Raw genomic sequence first — 18,807 nt, 5'->3', positions numbered from 1 at the left:
TGATTGCTTTATTAGGAGAACTCGCTCATTGTGATAGCAACTAAAGTTCAGCAGGAGACGATCGCACATGATCTTTCGCCCGGAGGAGAACGCTGGGTCTTGTTTTCCACCATTCTTGCCTCCAGCATGGCTTTTATTGATGCCTCTGCCTTGAATGTTGCTTTACCCTCTTTACAAAAAGATCTTCAGGCAAGTGGAATACAACTACTGTGGATTGTGAATGTCTATCTGCTAATGTTGGCTGCACTCATTCTAGTTAGTGGGTCACTCGGTGATAAGCTGGGACGCAAAAAAGTATTCATGGCAGGAATTAGCCTATTCATTCTGGCATCTCTAGTTTGTGGGCTAACGCCAACGACCGAGCTACTTATCGGGGCACGAACTATACAGGGCATCGGCGGCGCAATGATGATTCCTGGTAGCCTGGCGATTATCACGGCTACGTTTAGTTCAGAAAAGCGAGGACACGCGATCGGCACCTGGTCGGCAGCAACGACGATCGTCACGATCGCGGGGCCAGTCTTGGGCGGCGGTCTCTCAGATATTGGACTCTGGCGCGGCGTGTTTTTGATTAACCTACCGATCGGATTGATTACACTGCTCATCCTTCACCTGAAAGTTCCAGAAAGTCGGGATGAAACCGCTTTTTCTCAAATTGACTACCCAGGCGCAATTCTGATGATGGTAGGACTGACAGGACTCACCTATGGCTTTATCTCTCTGCCCAAATTGGGATTTAGCAATCTGCATAGCTGTGGATCACTACTAGTCGGCACCTTTACGCTAGTTCTTTGCGGCATCGTCGAAGCTCGTAGCGCTCACCCAATGTTGCCCCTTTCCCTGTTTCAGTCGCGCACCTTTAGCGGTACGAATCTTCTCACCTTATTTCTGTATGCAGCCTTTAGTGTCGGCCCTTTTTTCCTCTGCCTCAATCTAGTAGAAGCACAAGGCTATCGACAGGCGATCGCGGGACTTGCCGATCTGCCCTTTGCACTCATGTTAGCCGGACTATCGCCCTGGGCTGGAAGGTTAACCGATCGCTATGGATCACGACTACCCCTGATGATTGGCCCTTTTTTGACTGGGCTGGGGTTTCTACTGCTGGCGATCGTCGGACTCACTCACGGATCTGCTGACTACTGGACTACTTTTTTCCCTGGCATCCTTGTTTTTGGGCTAGGAATGGCGGTGACGGTTGCCCCTTTGACCACGGCTGTAATGGGATCGGTGCCCACACACTATGCCGGAACTGCATCAGGAATTAACAATGCCGTAGCACGGACGGCAGGAGTGTTAGCGATCGCGATTGTCGGTTCGATAGCACTCAGTACCTTTGCAGAAGCATTGACCACTCACACGGCAAGTCTCAATCTATCCACCGAGGTGCAAATCGCACTCCAAGCAGGAGCCAGCCAATTTGGACAAGCGATCGTCTTGCCAGACCTTGCGCCACAAACACTCAATGCTATCGAAATAGCCGTTAAGTTAGCTTTTGTGGATACTTTTCGGGTAGTTATGTTGATTTGTGCAGGCTTGTCTTGGGTGAGCGCGACAATGGCGGCATTGTTGGTCGATCGTTAGCAGTTGAGCATCTACCAAACTACACTCTAAGCGAGTTGGTAGATTCCAACCCTGTACCAAGGATTGATGAATCCAGCGCCAATGGATCTTGAGATAGCGACTGCCGCGCAACCAATGCGGGTCAACAAAATGAAGATATCCAGATTCGATCCCTTCAGTTCCCACTGCACTGAGATAGAGCGTCGCGATCGCTAAGACAAGACAGAGGCGAGAGAGCATTTGAGCCTAGCGAATCTGTAAGCACTCAAGTTGAAAGCCATTCGATTTGTCATCAAGAAATCCTGCTTCAATCTCGAAACGAAGCCCATATTCGACGGGTGGGGCAACCCAGATTTAGACTTTTCAAACATCCCCTAAAACGATTTTTTCTGCAACCTGCCGCTGGTAGGCTGTAGTAGCCAGAAAGGGAACTTTAATGGGGATACACTCCCCGTACTCATCCAACCTATGCGCCTGATCTTGCTTGACCTGCCATTCTTGATGATCAAAGGATTGCTGACGGTTCTGGTTTTTTTGACTCCAGTTCTGGGCGTTTGGCTGGCATCGTCGCTTGTTGCTTATACAAACGGGCCGATCGAGCTAGCCGTCTTGTCAGGCATTCTGTTATTTCCCCTGCTCCCGATCGCCTGGGACTTATGGGGCAGAAAACGCCGTCAACGCCGTCCGCAGATTATCACCTGCGGCGATCGCATTATTTTGCGAACCCTATTGCTCAACCTCGTCTTTTTGGGCTGTCTACTTGCCCTACGCCCGCAAACAGCCTTTCTAGCGCTGTCCACTCGTGGCGACTGGATGCTTGACGGCAAACAAGGTACTCAAGTTGAATGGGTGCGGCGATCGCTCTTTCAGGCGGCTAATCGGTTGGAGTGGTTGTACCTTGCAGTTCATCAAAATCCTTATCAACAGTATGCAGACAGTCGCGAAGTTCGCCCTGCTTCTGACCCCCAACTCTCTCCTCAACCCAGCCCACTCCCTACCGCACCGTCTCAGCTTGAGCAGCCAAGTTCAAGTCCGTGGCCCTGGGCTAACACCCAGATTCATCCGGCGATCGCCACTCTCCCGGCCAGTGTAGAAACCAGCATTGCGTCGGTTGCTCAGTATATTGCTCAACAGGAGCGCGATCCATTTCTGCGGGTCAAGGCTTTGCACGACTATGTAGCTGACCGCATTGCGTATGACGCGCCTTCCTACTTTGCAGGGCGTTACCCACCTCAAGACGCTGAAACGGTGTTTACCCGACGGACAGCGGTTTGTGCGGGCTATGCCAAACTTTTAGAAGCGCTGGGAAACGCGATCGGGGAAGAAATCGTCTACGTCGTCGGTGATGCTCGGACTGAGACGAGCGATCTCAATGGTCAGTCCCATGCCTGGAATGCCGCAAAGGTGAAGGGCACCTGGTACTTAATCGATGCGACCTGGGATAGTGGTTCTGTAGATGCTTCCGGGTTCAAGAAGGGATACCGCGCAGACTTTCTGTTTCCACCGCCCACCGTCATGTCAATTAGCCATTTTCCCCAAGAAGTCGCGTGGCAACTACTTGCAAAGCCGCTGTCGCGGGGTGAGTTTTTGCGCCAGCCCATGCTGCAACCACAGTTTTTTGCTCAAGGGCTGAAACTGATTTCGCCGACGCGATCGCAAACAGATGTGTCAGGTGATCCGGCGATCGAGCTTGAGAATCCGCAGCGACGATGGCTGATGGCAACCTACAGTGCCAAAGGCAGCAACCAATCTCAACGCTGTGTCGAGCAAACCAGTCAAGGTTCACAGCTTTCTTGTCCTTTGCCCAGTGCTGGAGCCTATGAAGTCGCACTGTTTAGTGGAAAGCAACAGTATGGTCAATACGAGTATGTCGGGCAAATTGAGTTTAATAAAGGCTAGATCAACGGCTGAATTGAGTGATGCACGACAGTAGAAAATTGGGCATTGCTGAATGCAAATATGAATTGCCCTCCTCACGAAGTGGGGCACAGCCCTCGCCAACCCTTCTCCCCCTACCGTGTATACATAAGTCGATTGATCTGGACTTGCCGTAATCCTTCGCCCCCTAAATCCCCCAAATTTGGGGGATTTTGAATGCTGATCAGGGTTCTAAATTCTGGAAGTCTTTTTTGCTTAAAGTCCCCCAGAATGGGGGATTTAGGGGGCTGAAGCCGACTAGAACGAAGTGAGTATAGACTTGTGTATACACGGTAGACCCTTCTCCCTGGGGAGAAGAGAGCCAGAGTTCTTGTTCCCTCTCCCAAAGGGCGAGGGTGAGGGTGAGGGCAAATCTAGCATTTCATATTGCAATTCAGCAATGCCGAAAATTGATCCCTTGCAGCCAATGCGGATAAATCGTCGCCCATTCTGGAAAAGGTAATGCCAAGCGTGGAGAAAGTGAAGTTGGATAGCTCAGTTGCACTAGAAATGGTTCGATTCCAGCCTTCCCGACTGGTTGAGCAGTTTGATATAATCTGCTGATTGGTGTCCATTTACGTGGCACTGTGATCAAGCATCTCCCGGAAATATTGCTGGTATAACTGACAACTGACGATCGCTGCGTTGCCCGATTGTTGAATTAACCCCATGCTGGTCAACTTGTGAGCGAGAGTTGACTCAGTGTGAATCGGCTCAGTCGTACTTAAAAGTTTCTTGAAAGCATGAGCTAGGGCGGGCTGTTCCTGAAGTGTGACCCAGTGGCGCTGTAAATGATGTTGATAGATGCCTGTTGAAGTCGGCGCAACTTCGAGCAATCGATCGAGCATAAACTCTCCTCGGCTCAGGTAGTAGAGTGCAACGTGGATCAGGGCCGGATGTCCGCCAACCAGGTTCATGAGTTGATGGGCTGCGTTGCTATTGTCCCAGTTGAGATGATAGCGTTGCGCGAGTTGTTGGACTTGCTCCAAACTGAAGCTCGGTAATTGGACAGCAAGCCCGACGTTGAAGGGAGACTGATTTAGTTGAAGCGGTACATACACCTCGGTCGAATGAGCCATGATCAGACGGAAATTCTGCCAGATGGGGAGCCGTTTGGCTTCTTCATACCAGGAGCGCAACAAAGGTAAGACATCCTGGGCAACGGTTGGATGTTCAAAAATACGGTTTACTTCATCTAAGGCTAAGACTAGCGGCGCATTGAGTTTTTTCAGTAGATAATTGCGAAAGTAGAGCGTGCAGCTTACTTTGCTGCCAACGTCATCATCCCAATACTCATCAAGTTTGGGTTCTAGCTGTAATTGTCTGGATACACTGACGCAGAGCCAGCGCAGGAACCGATTCAGATCATTGCAGATGGCCTGATCGATCTGCCCCAAAGAAAGGTAAACCGTGTGACATTCCACCTGATCAAGCTGATGCAACACCTGTAAGAGCAAAGAAGTTTTTCCCATGTCTCTAGGGGCTTTCACTCGTACCAATGCTCCGGGTTTTTGGAGTTCTTCAAAGACTTGGGTTTCGATCTGCGGACGGGCAATGTAGAAGGGGGAGTTGACCGCGATCGGGCCGCTAGGAAAGGAGGGCAACGATAGGGCAGCAGTGGCGGCGATCGGAAGCGTGTATGAGTTAGGCGAACTAGTTAGCGAATCAGTTTCTGAGGTAGACTGAGGCACAGACTGAGCGACAAACGATTCTAGAATGATGCGACAGTTTTTCTTGGTGAGACGCTGACCTGTCAGTTGAGAAAGTCGATGTAGCATTTCTGGTGCAACAACATTCGTCAAATACCCAGGACTGTAGCCGATTTCGTCAGCAATCTGGCTATAGGTCTGACATTGCCAGATTCCCTGTAAAAGCAGCGTTTCTGTCGAATTTAATGGTCGATTGTTGCAAGAAACTAGTTTGTGGTTGAGAGTCTCAAAAAGATTATCTAGCTTCATATCTAGTTTTATATCTAGCTTCATGGAGAATCGCCCCTCAGTGGATGAATGTGTCGGTCTTGAACCAGCAGTGACCACAACTTATTTCGTCTACACTCCGTAAGTCAATCACACTAAAAAGTGATTTATGAGTTTTTTCATGAGATTTTTTATGAGGTTGCCGGGTTTAATTATCAAGCATAAGCGATTAAATGAGAAAAGGGTTCCTAAAGGCGTGAAGAAGGGAGATAGCTGTGTAACATGAATCACTATCAAGTTGGGGGCAGCCTCCGTTGCGATGATCCTAACTATGTGCAACGACAGGCAGATATTGACCTCTATCACGCCTTAAGTACAGGTCAGTTTTGCTACATCTTCAATGCTCGACAAATGGGCAAATCTAGCTTGATGGTGCGGGCTTTTCATCAACTTCAGAATCAGGGGGTTGCCTGTGCTGCGATCGACCTCTCTCGCATTGGGAGCCAGAACGTAACCCTAGAGCAGTGGTACAAGGGGTTGGCGGTTGAGCTTTGGCAAGCGTTTGATCTCGTGCAGTCGGTCAATTTGAGAACCTGGTGGCAGGAGCGGCAGGATCTTTCTTCGGTGCAACGACTGGGACAATGGATTGAAACTGTACTCTTAGTTGATGTTACGTCTGCAAATCATTCGCGTCCAAATTTAGTGATTTTTCTCGATGAGGTCGATAGTGTTTGTAGTTTAGAGTTTTCTATACAAGATTTCTTTGCCCTGATTCGTGCTTGCTACAACCGTCGCAGTCTTCAGCCGGAGTATCAACGGCTCACATTCGCTTTTTTGGGGGTGGCAAGACCTTCAGATTTGATGACTGATTCTCAGCGAACGCCATTTAATATTGGTCAGGCGATCGCGCTTGATGGTTTTCAGTTATCCGAAGCTCAACCATTGGCGCGGGGCCTAACAGATGCGGTCAATGATCCTCAACTAGCACTTCAAGAAATTTTGACATGGGCGGGTGGACAGCCTTTTCTAACGCAAAAATTATGTCGGTTAGTTGGGGAATCGCGACCTCTTGCGGGTAACTCGAAGAGATCGACTTCAGAAATAGACGATTCAGAAATAGACGATCGCCAGCACATTGCTAGAGTTGTGCAGCAGTGCATTCTTCAATCTTGGGAATTTCAGGATGAGCCAGAACACTTGAGAACGATTCGCGATCGTGTGTTGAGCAATCCGGAGCGATCAACCCGACTACTCGGACTGTATCAGCAAGTGCTAGATTCAACAGTCCCTTTTGATGGCAGCGATGAGCAAATTGAGCTTTTGTTATCTGGGCTAGTGTCCAATCAGCGAGGGCAGCTTGTCGTCAAAAATCCCATCTATCGAGCCGTTTTTCATCCAGATTGGGTGAGCCAACAACTTGCCTATCTTCGCCCTTATGCGCCGCTTTGTGCTGCCTGGGTTGCCAGTGGCAAACAAGATAGTGCCTGCCTATTACGGGGTCAAGCGTTGCAAGATGCACTCGCCTGGGCATTGGGAAAAAGTCTCGCGGATCAGGACTATCAGTTTTTGGGCGCAAGTCAGGAGCTTGCCAAATGGGAAGCCCAACTCGCATTAGAAGCTATTGAACAGGCAAATCACATTTTGGCAGAAGCCAGACAGAAAGCCAGTCAGGAGGTTCCTCAGCAGCGAATTCCCTTTCATTGGATTCCTAAAGTCGCGATCGCAGTTACAGCGCCCGTTCTATTGCTCCGAGTTCTGGGATTGTTGCAAGGCTGGGAGTTGGATTTGTTTGATCAGTTTTTGCGGTGGCGACCTGTAGAACGGCGCGATGAACGAATTGCCATTGTTACGATCGAGGAGTCTGATCTCAAGCAGTTTGGCTATCCGATTCCCGATCGTGTCTTAGCTCAAGCCATTAATGCGATCAAAGCACAGAAACCACGAGCGATCGGCTTAGATAACTATCGAGATTTGCCTGTCGAGCCAGGACATTCAGATCTGGTGCAAGTCTTTCGATCTACACCAAATCTATTTGGGATTGAGAAAGTTGTCGGGAGTCGAGTCGCAGCGCCTCCTATGTTGCGCCAATTGCAGCAGGTTGGTTTTTCTGATCAAGTTGAGGACAGTGATGGAACAGTGCGTCGAGCCTTGTTGTCGGTCTCGTCCGAAAATAACATTCAGTACAGTTTATCTACCCAACTCGCACTACACTATCTAAAATCTGACAAGATTACCCCTGAGCCATTAGATTCAGAGGATCGACGCTTACGTCTGGGTAAAGTAATTTTCGAGCGACTAGAACGCAATGCTGGCGGCTATGTCAGTGCAGAAACCGGGGGGTATCAAATTCTTCTAAACTATCGCGGGACACAAGCAAATTTTGCCACGTTCTCTTTGCAACAAGTTTTGAAGCGTCAAGCCCCGTCAGAAAGTTTGCGTGAGAGCGGAGACGCTCCACTTCGTGACCGGGTTGTTTTGATTGGAACTAGCGCAGAAAGTGTCAAAGATGTCTTCCAAACGCCTTTTAGCGATCGCTGGTTTGGTGCATCTCAGCCAATGCCCGGAGTTGTGTTACACGCCAACATTGTCAGCCAGCTTTTGAGTGCTGCTCTAGAGGGACGACCGCTGATTCGCCCCTGGTCTGAACCCCTGGAAGGCATATGGATTTTAGTCTGGACAGGAGTTGGAGCCTTGATTAGCTGGCGGTTCAAATCTCCAATTCGGTTGGTTGTGGGAATAGTGTTAGCCAGTAGTGGACTTGTAGGAGGATGCTATGGGGGGTTTCTATTAGGATGGTGGCTGCCTGTTGCGCCTGCGTTATTGGGATTGTGGGGAAGTGCGATCGCGCTATGGCTTGTCACAAGTAAACAACTGGATCACCTGCGATTTCGGCATACTCTGACATTACTTTTGAGAGCCAGACAAGACTATCCAACGGCTGGACGCATTGCGATCGAGTATTTGAAGCAATCGGAAACGAAGGAAAATCAGGCAGCGATCGACCAGCAATTAAAAGAGCATTAGTTGTTCTAAATATGAGATTTTGTATGAGATTTACGGATTTTAGCTTCGTCAATTTTATTCTAGGATTGTTGGTGTGAGAGGCTGTAGTAATCATTCAATTAAACTATCCCAAACTTTGACATGAGATGAGAAGCGATTCGATAAAAAATCCACCATCTTGAGAAATAACTTACTTATTAGGAGAAGGACAATGAATTTTCAAGCATTGTTAACACTCATCGTTACATTGCTCTTACTAACAGGCATTGAATCTGCATCAGCGCGACCTGCAATTCAGAACATTGCTCAATCCTCAAGTCAGCTGGAACGCTCCAACGGTTTAAATGCCCCGATTTTCTTTAAGCCACCGCCACAAGAAGGAACACCGGGCACTACTAGAGGAGCAGGCTCACGGGACGATCGACGATGTTCCCAAGATAGTCCACTCTCCACACAAACAACTGAGAAGTCCTCCCTCACTGCCCTTGTTCCCGGCGATCACTATGGCTTAACCTGGTTAGCGCGCCCCACGTTTTGGGTGTATGTGCCACAAACGTCTGCTCGTCAAATTGTTCTCAGCATCAAACAGGGCAATCAGCATCATTCTCAACGCTTTGTCTCAATTACCGGACAACCCGGCGTGATTGGTATCCAAGCGGCTGAGGATGCGCCGACTCTAGAAGTTGGAAAAACTTATCAGTGGGCGATCGTGCTTGTGTGTGGCGATCGACCTAGCCCCAATGATCCGGTTGTATCTGCCTGGGTTCGTCGAGAACAACCTACTAAACAACTCAGCTTACAGACTACCTTGCAACAAGCCGCACAATATGGCAAACAAGGAATTTGGTATGATGCCCTGACGACTCTAGCAGAAGCTAAACGATCGCAACCAAACAATGCAGATTTAGACAAAACCTGGGCAAGTTTTCTGACACAACCGACCGTCGGATTGGAAGCGATCGCCACAGAGCCGCTGCGGTAGTCCCAGTAAAGAACTGCTGCATCACTCAGGCAACAGGCTAGTTCTCAATTCTCGTAGGGCAACTCCTGTGCCGCGTTCTGCTGCTACTTGCAAGCAATGAGCCACGATCGTCTTGATGTCCACATTGGGAAAAAACTGGCTCGTTTCTTGTAGGGTATATTCGCCATTTTCCAACCAATGGATTAGCAGCCGATTCTTTTTGAACAGCCACACCTCTGGCACTCGGTAAGGCAGATAGTCAACTGCCTCGGTGTAGGTTGTCACATCAATTTCAATCACTAAATTGGGGGATGGATCGGTTTGCCAGTCGAGGCGGTCTTTACCCACGGCTGCTTGCCAATTGTTGATGTAGAAGCAATAGTCTGGCTCAATGCCTCCTTCTTCAGGCACTTCCATTGTGATCGGAGTGAAGGCTTCATAATTGCGATCGTCCCGATCTAGAAGGCTCTCTACAATCCTGGCAAGCAGATGCGCTTCCCGTCCATGTCGGGGCATGGGACTCATCAGTAAGATTTCTCCGTCACGGTATTTAATTCGAGGAATGGAGCCATCGCCTCGGCTGTCTCTGAGGGCACAGTAGTCTTGCCAAGAACCGGGCATCCGTACAACGGTTCCGGGTGGAAGCCGAATTTTGTCTCGTGAAATGACTGCATACATAAGCTGCCTCTTTGCACACGAAGTATCGTATCTCTAGCATGGCACAATCTACGTCTGCGTAATCAGGGTTATTGGTCGGATCGCTCATTCCCTACAAATGGCAACAAACAAGTCAGTGGCAGAGAAGTTTGAGAGATTGCACCCGGACGATCGACAACTAGAGTAATTCTTCCATCTCGATCGCGAATCCATCCTTGTGCTTCTACGATCGTTGGCACCGATTGAGGAATTGAGGATTGAGATTGTCCCGTGGCGCGATCGTCTAACCAAACTTCGTTGCCCATCAAGGGTTGTCGCGGATCTTCGGGTAATCCGCCGTTCCCAGTAATCGAAAACGAATTGCCTTCATCTGCTGGACAACCGCTGGCAATCAATCCGCTTGTGTCTCGCAGTTCGGTCGGCAAGGTCACTAAGCCTCGACTCGGATCAACATCTGGGGTATTGAGCGCGATCGTGCCACTGATGCCAAATTGAGAACTCGCCGTAATGTCACTCAAAGATGTTTCTCTGAAACGAGGCTCAATCCCGAACAGTCCTTGTGTGGTGATGCGAATGTTGCCGCCGCGACCAGAGAAGGCATTGGCTGAGATATTACTGTTTTCTCGCGGCACTGCCACAATGAAGTTACCGTTAAACGTGATGTTGCCGCCATTGCCGCCTGCTTGAGCCGTTCCAGCATTGGTCGAGATCAGACCCCCGTTCCGTAACAGCAATATATCTTGCACACCGAGATCAATGTTTCCGCCATCGGTACTGGCAGTTGCGGCAGAGATGAGTCCGCGATCGACTTTCACAGAGTTACTCTGAATGTTGATATTGCCAACGGATGCGGTTCTTTGAGGAGCGACGATAGTTCTTCGATCTTCGACAGTGATACTTGCATTGTTTCCCACAGAAAGCGATTCTGCTTCAATACGAATATTGCCAACGCTTCCGGTTGCCGTTGCGGTCGTTTGTTGACTAGAGACCTCTCCCCCGTCCTCAATCATGAGTTGCCTTGTTTTCAGCGTGATATCTCCAGCATTGCCGCTAGCCTCTGTTCTTGCGGTTAAGAGACTGAGAGACCGACCATCTTTTGAGGTTCTACTGATTTGTATCGAGTCCGTGGCTTTCACGGTTAAATTCCCGCCCGCTCCACTACTGCGAGTACCAGATGCTACTTCTGCCCCATCGCGGACGATTAGATTTCTCGTTTCAATGTTTAAATTCCCTGAATTGCCACGACTGTTAGTTCGAGTAAACAAGCCGCTGGGAAGCTGACCATCTGCCGACTCTCCAATGGCTTGCACCGAGTCCGTAGCTTTCACGGTCAAGTTTCCGCCCGCTCCTTCACTGAAGGTAGCAGATCCTACTTGTGCCCCATCGCGAACGATTAGATTTCTCGTTTCAATGCTTAAACTTCCTGCATTGCCACGGCTGCCTCTATTAGCTTGAGCAAACAAGCCGCTGGAAAACCGATTATCTGCCGTCGTTCCGATGAGTTGTATCGAGTCCGTGGCTTTCACGGTTAAATTTCCGCCCGCTCCAGTACCGCGAGTACCCGATCCTACTTGTGCCCCATCGCGGACGATTAGATTTCCCGTTTCAATGCTTAAATTCCCTGCATTGCCACGACTGTTAGCTTGAGTAAACAAGCCGCTAGGAGACCGACCATCTGCTCTGATTCCAATAGCTTGCACCGAGTCCGTGGCTTTCACGGTTAAATTCCCGCCTGCTCCTTCACCAAAGGTTCCAGATGATACTTGTGCCCCATCGCGGACGATTAGATTTCTCGTTTCAATGCTTAAATCCCCTGCATTGCCACGACTGCCACTGTTAGCCTGAGCAAACAAGCCGCTGGAAAACTGGTTATCTGCCGTCGTTCCGATGAGTTGTATCGAGTCCGTGGCTTTCACCATCAAATTTCCACCTGCTCCTTCACCCAAGGTACGAGCTGATACTGTTGAGTTAGTCAGAAAAAGCGATCGTGCATCAATCACGATGTCACCACCATTCGCGATCCCGCTGTCAGCAACCGAATTCTCAATGACTGATCCTTGAAGCGTGACGTTTTCCGCTGCTTGAATGGTGATCTTGCCAGCTTGTGCTTGTGCAGATCCTAAACCTTCTCCGATTCCGGCTTGAAGACGACTGCCTGCGGTTAATTCTAGATTTCGAGCGGCGATCGCAATCTCACCCCCTCCACCCGCAGTCACATCGACCAAAGCAGCATTCGTCAGCAATACATCGGCTCGTGCAATGGAATCGGGAAAACTCGAACTACCATCGGAATTCAATCCCACGGTTCCTGCTGCTGAAATGCCGCCTAACGTGACCCGTCCTCCAGGTGCTAATAATTGCCCACCGTCGATCGCAACATTGCCACCTGTCAGGTTTAAGGTTTGACCATTCGGAACTTGTAAAATTGCGCCTTGCGGTTCCTGCGGAGTTGCGCTTCGCGCTAATCGTACTTCCCCCGCACGACTGCCATACTGCAACCCACTTGGCACACCGATCGCCAGCAATGGCGGAGCTTGAGGAGACGTTGCACTAAACTCAAATCCATTCGCAAACGTGAAACTCTCTGCTGTACTCGCTAGAAATGATCCGCCCAGTTCTAATCGAGCATTTGTACCCAATAGAATTCCGTTTGGATTGATTAAAAATAGATTGGCAGTTCCATTTGCACGAATTAATCCGTCAATATTAGAAAGATTATTTCCAGTAACGCGAGTAATGATGTTTGTGATAGTCGGAGCATTGTTAAAAGAAGCGCTGCCACCTGTGGGAATTGAGAACTGTTGAAAGCTATGAAATAAGTTGTTTCCTCGGATTGCGCCGCCATCGATTTGAGTATCAAGATCGCCGGAGACTTGCGATCTCGAAGAGATATCTGTTACCACAGATCGCTCTCCCACAGGCAAGGTCTGATCGGGCACAACTTGAGCCACAGAGCGATTAGCGCAAAGCGCAACTCCGCAGGAACCGCTCCATCCAACTATGGTCATTAGCCCTAAGACCAGCATCCAAAACCGAACCATAGTGCATCCTCAATGATGTGCTTTAACGGGACTCTTTACGCTGGCTGGATAGCGCGGTTGCTTCGCAGTTGCGCTCTGTGCTAATCGCGAACTCATGTTCTACCTGTGGTGATTTAAGCAGATTCGATCGGGATTGGCAACGCGGACAATATTTACAACTCTAAATTATTTTTAATGAGTTTGAATATGAGGTTTTGTATGAGGTTTATAGATTTCAAAATTGCGACGGAAACGCCAAGATGATAAGCAGGCAAAAGCGTGAAAGCAAATCACAATAGCTTTCGTTCAACGCTACTGAAACCATAAACCTAACAGAAGAAATCCTATCATGACATAACCTAAACTCAGCGCACAAACTTAGTCGTCCTTAAAAACTCTATGCTCGAAAGTAGAACGTTTAAGTCTTAACTCTCGATTGTAAAGTAAACCCCTTGTATGAATGTCGGGCGAATAAATTCGCGGCTATACAAACGAAGTTTACTTCTGCGAACTAGCCGAGAAAAACTGATCGATTAGCGTGCGAGTGAAAAATCTGCACTTTGTTTGATTTTGATAGCGCTTCACACTGACAAATTGAACATTACAAATCACCCAGGAGAAAGTATGACAACTCAAACACCCACAACCAGAGTTTTGGACTATGTTGCTCAACCCAACGGCTACACCTGTCAATCTGCCTGTGTTGCTAGAATTATCGGGACAGAGGACGTTATGGGAGTTCGGGTAGCACTCGAAGCGATCGGCAACCCAGGTTCGCCCAGCACAATGGGACAATATCTTCAATCCAAGATTCGTGAGTATCATTTCAACGACAACGCTAGCATTCTCGATATGCGAGAGGCGCTGAGTCAAGGGTATCAGTTGATCACTCATGGCTGGTTTACTTCTGAGTCCGGGCATGTCATCGGTCTTGAAGGTGTTGAACCCGATCCAACAAAACTCAGCTACAAATTTATCACTGACGATCCTTGGTATGAATTTGATTTTCCGTCGGGTACATTCACACAAAATAGCGGCAAGAACGTTCGATATTCATCTTATGGAATCTATGCCTACTGTGTTGCAAGTGACAGCTATGAGGCTGCAAGGAAGATTTATGCAAGGGGAGAGCTTGATTCTGCGAGAAAGGGAGCATGGCTGCACCTGTGTAAGAACTAGCGATTTGGTGGAAAGATACGAGTCAAGCCGGATCTGCCAGCATTGATGAACATGAGGGCAACGCTTACTTTGTCTGTCGCTATGTCAGTCCGGGAAACATTTTTGGACAATTACAGCGTTTGCTCGAAGGCAATCAGCGATTCGTTGACGAAGCGTGCCAAAAACCGCAGCGATCGTAATCGCGCCTCCAAGAAGCAGCGATCGCTCAATATCCGTTTGCCTACAGAAGATGCGGTGATTGCAAACATTCAATATCAGGCACAGAAGCTCGCGGAGAGTTCAACGATTTTGGCTGACTTGATTCAGATATGCAAGCTCAAAATTGTGGGCGGTCAGTATGATTTGCGAACTGGAAAGTTCACGATCGTGACCTAACGAAAGATTACTCCATCAAGAGCAAAAGCAAGTGCAACAGCAGCAATTCCGCCGCTCTCCTCAGACTTATCTTGCTCAACTAGAGCAGAAATTACTTGAGCTAGCTTTGACACAGGCTGAGTTAGCTAAAGCTCACCGAAGAGGTAAACAATGTTTCAGAAGAAAACTCCTTCCATCAAAATTGGCATGATGCTGTTTCCAAATCTTAGCGAGTTAGAGTTTATGGCTCCCTACGGAATCTTTTCGCATATGCCAAATACTCAGATTTACCGAGTTGCCCCAACGCTTGAGCCAATCTACTCTGACACCGGGTTTCCGCTAATTCCAAATACATCCTTTGAAAAAGTGCCTGAGTTAGATGTATTGTTTGTTCCGGGCGGTTTGGGTGTGACTGCCAAACTAGAAGATGCAGAATTTCTCCAATTTTTGCAGCGACAGGGCGAACGCGCTCGTTACGTCACTTCAATTTGTAGCGGAGCGCTGCTACTCGCGGCAGCTACCTTACTGCGGGGGCATCGTGCTACTACTGACTGGTCTTCCCTGGCGCTGCTAGCAATGTTTGGTGCGGAGCCTGTTGCAGACCGAATCGTGGTGGATTGTAATCGCATTACCGCAAGCAGTCTGACAGATGGACTTGCCTTGGGAAGCGCGATCGCACAAGAACTATTGGGAGATGCGATCGCACAAGAAACTCAGTTGCGACTCGGCTATAATCCAACTTTGTTCACCGACAGCTTTCCAGAATCACTGCCTTCGGAGATCTTTGCTAAAGTTCGGGATGAGCAGCAGACGCTATCGACGGCGCGATTACAGATTGTTCGGCGCATCACTTCTACCGTGTAAGAATCTCCGCTTTTGCAGCAAATTGTTTGGGAGGCTATCGATGGATACTCGATTCAACCTGACTTCTCAACCGAAGCAAGTACCGACTGGTCACATGGAACCATTGTATATCAACTCGAATTGCTGTACTTTGCAGGATACAGTGCAACAGTTAACGATCGACACTCAAGCAGATACGCCTTTCATTGTCTGGCTGCTTGAACGTCCTCGTAACAAATCAGCAGGTTTTAGAGACTTTATGTGATTTACATCTATTGTTAGACTGGAGATTAGCTTTGAGTACCCCCTGCAAACAGGGAAGCCTCGTTAATTTAGCAAGTAGATACCATATACTGAGGGAAAAAGTCATGACTGAAACAGTTGCATCTTCGGATTTTGAAACGGTAGAAACTCTTCAGAATCTGAGAATTGAGGTCATAGCAAGCGGTCTGGATGGCCCACGGAAGTTAAGCTTTGGCTCAGATGGGGCGCTTTACATTGCCGAAGCAGGTCGGGGAGGGACGGGTGCAAGCATTCCATCCCCTAGTATACCGGGCGCGGTGCTATCCTATGGCGCAACAGGCGCGATTATTCGCATTCAAGATGGGGTTGTTGAACGGGTCGTAACCGGATTGCCATCGCTGGCATTACCCGATGGTGGAGATGCAACAGGGGTAAACGATGTTGCCTTTGATGCGGCTGGAAATGCCTATGCGCTCCTTGGTTTTGCCAGCAATCCTGCCAATCGAGACAGTATCGTGCAAGTGCCTGATTTTGCTCAGTTGATTGCGATCGACAATTTCGATGGCGGTTCGTCCTGGACTCGGTTAATCGATTTTGGCGCGTATGAACTCAACAACAATCCCGACGGGCAAGACATCAACACAAACCCCTATGATTTGCTGGTTCAGGATAATACGGTCTATGTGATTGACGCAGGCGGAAATAACCTACTGAGTCAACGGGCCTTTAGCAATCAATTAGAACTAGAAACGGTCTTTCCAAGCCGAAGCGCGATCGATCCATTCACAGGTCAAACCGTGGTGCAGCAATCTGTTCCGACTGCGATTAAGGTTGGTTCCGATGGCGCTTTTTATGTGGGTGAACTCACCGGATACCCGTTGCAAGCAGGAGCCGCACAAGTTTACCGACTCAATGCAGCAGGACAGCCAGAAATCTACGCAAGTGGATTCACCAACATTGTTGATCTGGCTTTTGATCAAGCAGGTGGCTTGTATGTGTTGGAGTACGATGCAGATGGTCTTTTGACAGGCAGTGATTCAGGTGCTTTAGTTTATCTCTCTCCGGATGGCAAAACGCGCACCACAGCCACCGACGCGCTTTTGAATCCAACGGGCTTAGAAATTGGCTCTGACGGTGACATTTACATCTCAAACAAAGGCTTTGTCGCGGGACAGGGCGAGGTGCTACGGTTGAGTCAAGCGGAACCGTTTAACCCTTGTCCCATCTATGACCAGGTAAAACGCTACACCACAACCATTGCAGCCGATGGTGATCAAGCAGATGTCTACTATCCAATCCTACCGAACGCGACTGCGGATCAACTACCGATCGCGCTCATGCTCCAAGGTGCTTTGATCGATAAAGCAGACTACTCTAACTATGCCCAAGAAGTCGCAAGCTATGGATTTGTGGTAGTGGTTCCGAACAATGAGCGAAGCATTACCGCACCCAATGGACAAACGGTGACAGGGCTGTTAGCAGATCAACAGCAAGTGAATGATGTCTTGGCTCAGATGAAACTAGAAGATACAGATGCTCACTCACCGATTTTTGAAATTGTAGACACCAGCAAACTCGGACTGTTAGGACACTCATTTGGAGGATTTGCGGGACTTGCGGCCATTCAAAATATTAATAGTCCACTGGTCTCTTCCGGTAACTATACTCGACCACCTGAACTCAAAGCGGGTATCTTTTATGGCACCAATTTTCAGACTGCGGAAAATAGCGGTGTGTTTCCGCCCATTGATAATCAAGGAATTCCAGTCGGACTGATTGCAGGAACACTGGATGGTGTGTCTGATTTAGGTGAAACTGCTTCTACTTATGTCAAAATTCAAGACCCGTCGAAAGCATTGATTACTGTTGAAGGCGCGAATCACTACGGCATTACCAATCAAGATAGCGATCGCGATCCCAGTCGTCCCACGCTCGATCAAGCGACAGCAAGCGGAGCGATCGGACGGTGGAGCGGATTGTTTTTGCGATCGCAACTCCTCGGCGATCAAGGTGCGTTTAACTATGTCTACAAAACAGGAGGCGACCTCGATCCAACCGTGAATGTCACCTCCAGACTCCCAAAATCTTGAATTGATGTGGGGAACTAACGGATAAATTGCTGATGCCATTGTTGAGCAATTTGATCCCAGCCCAATGAAGCTTTAAGCGCGAATGCATTCTGCCTTAAAGCTTCTTGTTTTTCAGGATTTTTTAGCAGGTCTATGACAGCTTCAATGAACTTACGATCGGTTTCCTCATCGCCAGCACATCCTTTAATTTTGATTCCAGATTGTACTGTTTCATCTAGAGCAGCAAGATCGGTCACAATAGGGACACAACCACAAGCTTGGGCTTTGATAGCGCTGATGCAAAAAACTTCTGGTGTGTGGCAAGGGTAAACATAGATTCCAGATTTTAACAATTCCTCGATTAGCTGCTGATGTCCAACTCTGCCATGTTCATAAACATTTTTCTGTTGCATTAGAGGCAAGAGTTCTTGTTTCTGTGTTTTTAACTTCGGAATCTTCTCAGCCATTGGAGACTTCGCTAAAGCGTCAATTAATTGCCATCCATAGAAAAGGTGCAGTTCGGCATCAGGCACTTCTTGAAGAACATCGCTCCATCGTCTTAATAAATGTTCTATACCCCGCATATAGTCACTGATATAAATGAGTCTTCTCGGGTTTCTGTCAATCGAATTAATGTTAAAGTCCTGAATGTTAATTCCATTTTTGGTTAAAAACATTTTTTCTCTAGGAATCCACTCAGGGAACATGGATGCATGAGCATTTGACAACACAAAAAGTTTATCAAAGCTTGCTAAAAAAGCTTCACGTTGAGCCTCTTCTACTGGGGGAAATAATTGAGGATTATCATGCATCCATACAGCAATTTTTCTAGCTTTAACGTTCATTTGCATCGGCTGTGTCCAAGCGCGATGGAAGATTAAAACATTAAAGTTATCTTGAGGATTGAATTTATCAACAGACTGATAAACGACACTCGCATATTCCCCTTCCATATCATTACATCGATTAAAAACAGTCACCTCGTATCCCAACTTAGCTAATTCTTGGCTTAAGTAGATTACAGCTTCTTCACTGCCTGCAATTCCTCTATTTACGGATAGAGGAGACCAGTCTTCTATATGAAA

13 protein-coding genes are annotated in these 18,807 nt (G+C 48.2%); 9 read left to right on the top strand and 4 right to left on the bottom strand.

Annotated features, from left to right (window positions below):
• The first annotated feature begins 30 nt into the window (after window positions 1–30).
• On the top strand, window positions 31–1,581 hold the full coding sequence (locus ACJ2PR_RS13190; protein WP_446877340.1) for an MFS transporter: 1,551 nt from the start codon (window positions 31–33) through the stop codon (window positions 1,579–1,581).
• Between the two features lie 447 nt (window positions 1,582–2,028).
• Complete coding sequence (locus ACJ2PR_RS13185; protein ID WP_446877339.1) at window positions 2,029–3,459, top strand: transglutaminase domain-containing protein; 1,431 nt, start codon at window positions 2,029–2,031, stop codon at window positions 3,457–3,459.
• Window positions 3,460–4,052: 593 nt separating this feature from the next.
• Here the strand turns inward: ACJ2PR_RS13185 and ACJ2PR_RS13180 are convergent.
• Entirely contained in the window at window positions 4,053–5,459 is a 1,407-nt protein-coding gene (locus tag ACJ2PR_RS13180; protein ID WP_446877338.1) for an AAA-like domain-containing protein, read from the bottom strand.
• Between the two features lie 216 nt (window positions 5,460–5,675).
• Between ACJ2PR_RS13180 and ACJ2PR_RS13175 the strand changes: the two genes are divergently transcribed.
• Together ACJ2PR_RS13175 and ACJ2PR_RS13170 are read left to right on the top strand one after the other, a co-directional pair.
• Window positions 5,676–8,417, top strand: coding sequence for a CHASE2 domain-containing protein (locus tag ACJ2PR_RS13175; RefSeq protein ID WP_446877337.1), 2,742 nt, complete (start codon window positions 5,676–5,678; stop codon window positions 8,415–8,417).
• Window positions 8,418–8,607: 190 nt separating this feature from the next.
• Window positions 8,608–9,378, top strand: a complete 771-nt coding sequence (locus tag ACJ2PR_RS13170; RefSeq protein ID WP_446877336.1) for a DUF928 domain-containing protein — start codon at window positions 8,608–8,610, stop codon at window positions 9,376–9,378.
• A 21-nt stretch (window positions 9,379–9,399) separates the two neighbouring features.
• Here the strand turns inward: ACJ2PR_RS13170 and ACJ2PR_RS13165 are convergent, their stop codons facing one another.
• On the bottom strand, window positions 9,400–10,035 hold the full coding sequence (locus tag ACJ2PR_RS13165) for a Uma2 family endonuclease (RefSeq protein ID WP_446877335.1): 636 nt from the start codon (window positions 10,033–10,035) through the stop codon (window positions 9,400–9,402).
• Between the two features lie 68 nt (window positions 10,036–10,103).
• Window positions 10,104–13,055, bottom strand: a complete 2,952-nt coding sequence (locus tag ACJ2PR_RS13160) for a two-partner secretion domain-containing protein (RefSeq protein ID WP_446877334.1) — start codon at window positions 13,053–13,055, stop codon at window positions 10,104–10,106.
• 603 nt (window positions 13,056–13,658) lie between these two features.
• Between ACJ2PR_RS13160 and ACJ2PR_RS13155 the strand changes: the two genes are divergently transcribed.
• From ACJ2PR_RS13155 to ACJ2PR_RS13135, 5 genes are all read left to right on the top strand, one after another.
• On the top strand, window positions 13,659–14,213 hold the full coding sequence (locus ACJ2PR_RS13155) for a hypothetical protein (protein ID WP_446877333.1): 555 nt from the start codon (window positions 13,659–13,661) through the stop codon (window positions 14,211–14,213).
• A 51-nt stretch (window positions 14,214–14,264) separates the two neighbouring features.
• Window positions 14,265–14,588, top strand: coding sequence for a hypothetical protein (locus tag ACJ2PR_RS13150; protein ID WP_446877332.1), 324 nt, complete (start codon window positions 14,265–14,267; stop codon window positions 14,586–14,588).
• A 150-nt stretch (window positions 14,589–14,738) separates the two neighbouring features.
• The gene (locus ACJ2PR_RS13145) at window positions 14,739–15,431 is read left to right on the top strand and encodes a DJ-1/PfpI family protein (protein ID WP_446877331.1); all 693 of its coding nucleotides are present in this window, start codon (window positions 14,739–14,741) and stop codon (window positions 15,429–15,431) included.
• A gap of 40 nt (window positions 15,432–15,471) precedes the next feature.
• Window positions 15,472–15,675, top strand: coding sequence for a hypothetical protein (locus ACJ2PR_RS13140; RefSeq protein WP_446877330.1), 204 nt, complete (start codon window positions 15,472–15,474; stop codon window positions 15,673–15,675).
• 103 nt (window positions 15,676–15,778) lie between these two features.
• Window positions 15,779–17,743 (top strand): ScyD/ScyE family protein, encoded by a 1,965-nt coding sequence (locus ACJ2PR_RS13135; RefSeq protein WP_446877329.1) that lies wholly within the window; start codon window positions 15,779–15,781, stop codon window positions 17,741–17,743.
• Window positions 17,744–17,757: 14 nt separating this feature from the next.
• On the opposite strand, the gene ACJ2PR_RS13130 is transcribed toward ACJ2PR_RS13135, so the two are convergent.
• A partial coding sequence (locus tag ACJ2PR_RS13130; RefSeq protein ID WP_446877328.1) for a glycosyltransferase family 4 protein occupies window positions 17,758–18,807 on the bottom strand: 1,050 nt, incomplete at its 5' end.

Source organism: Phormidesmis sp. 146-33 (assembly GCF_052939515.1).
The sequence above is the reverse complement of the archived record's forward strand: the minus strand, read 5'-3'. Positions and strand labels throughout refer to the sequence as shown.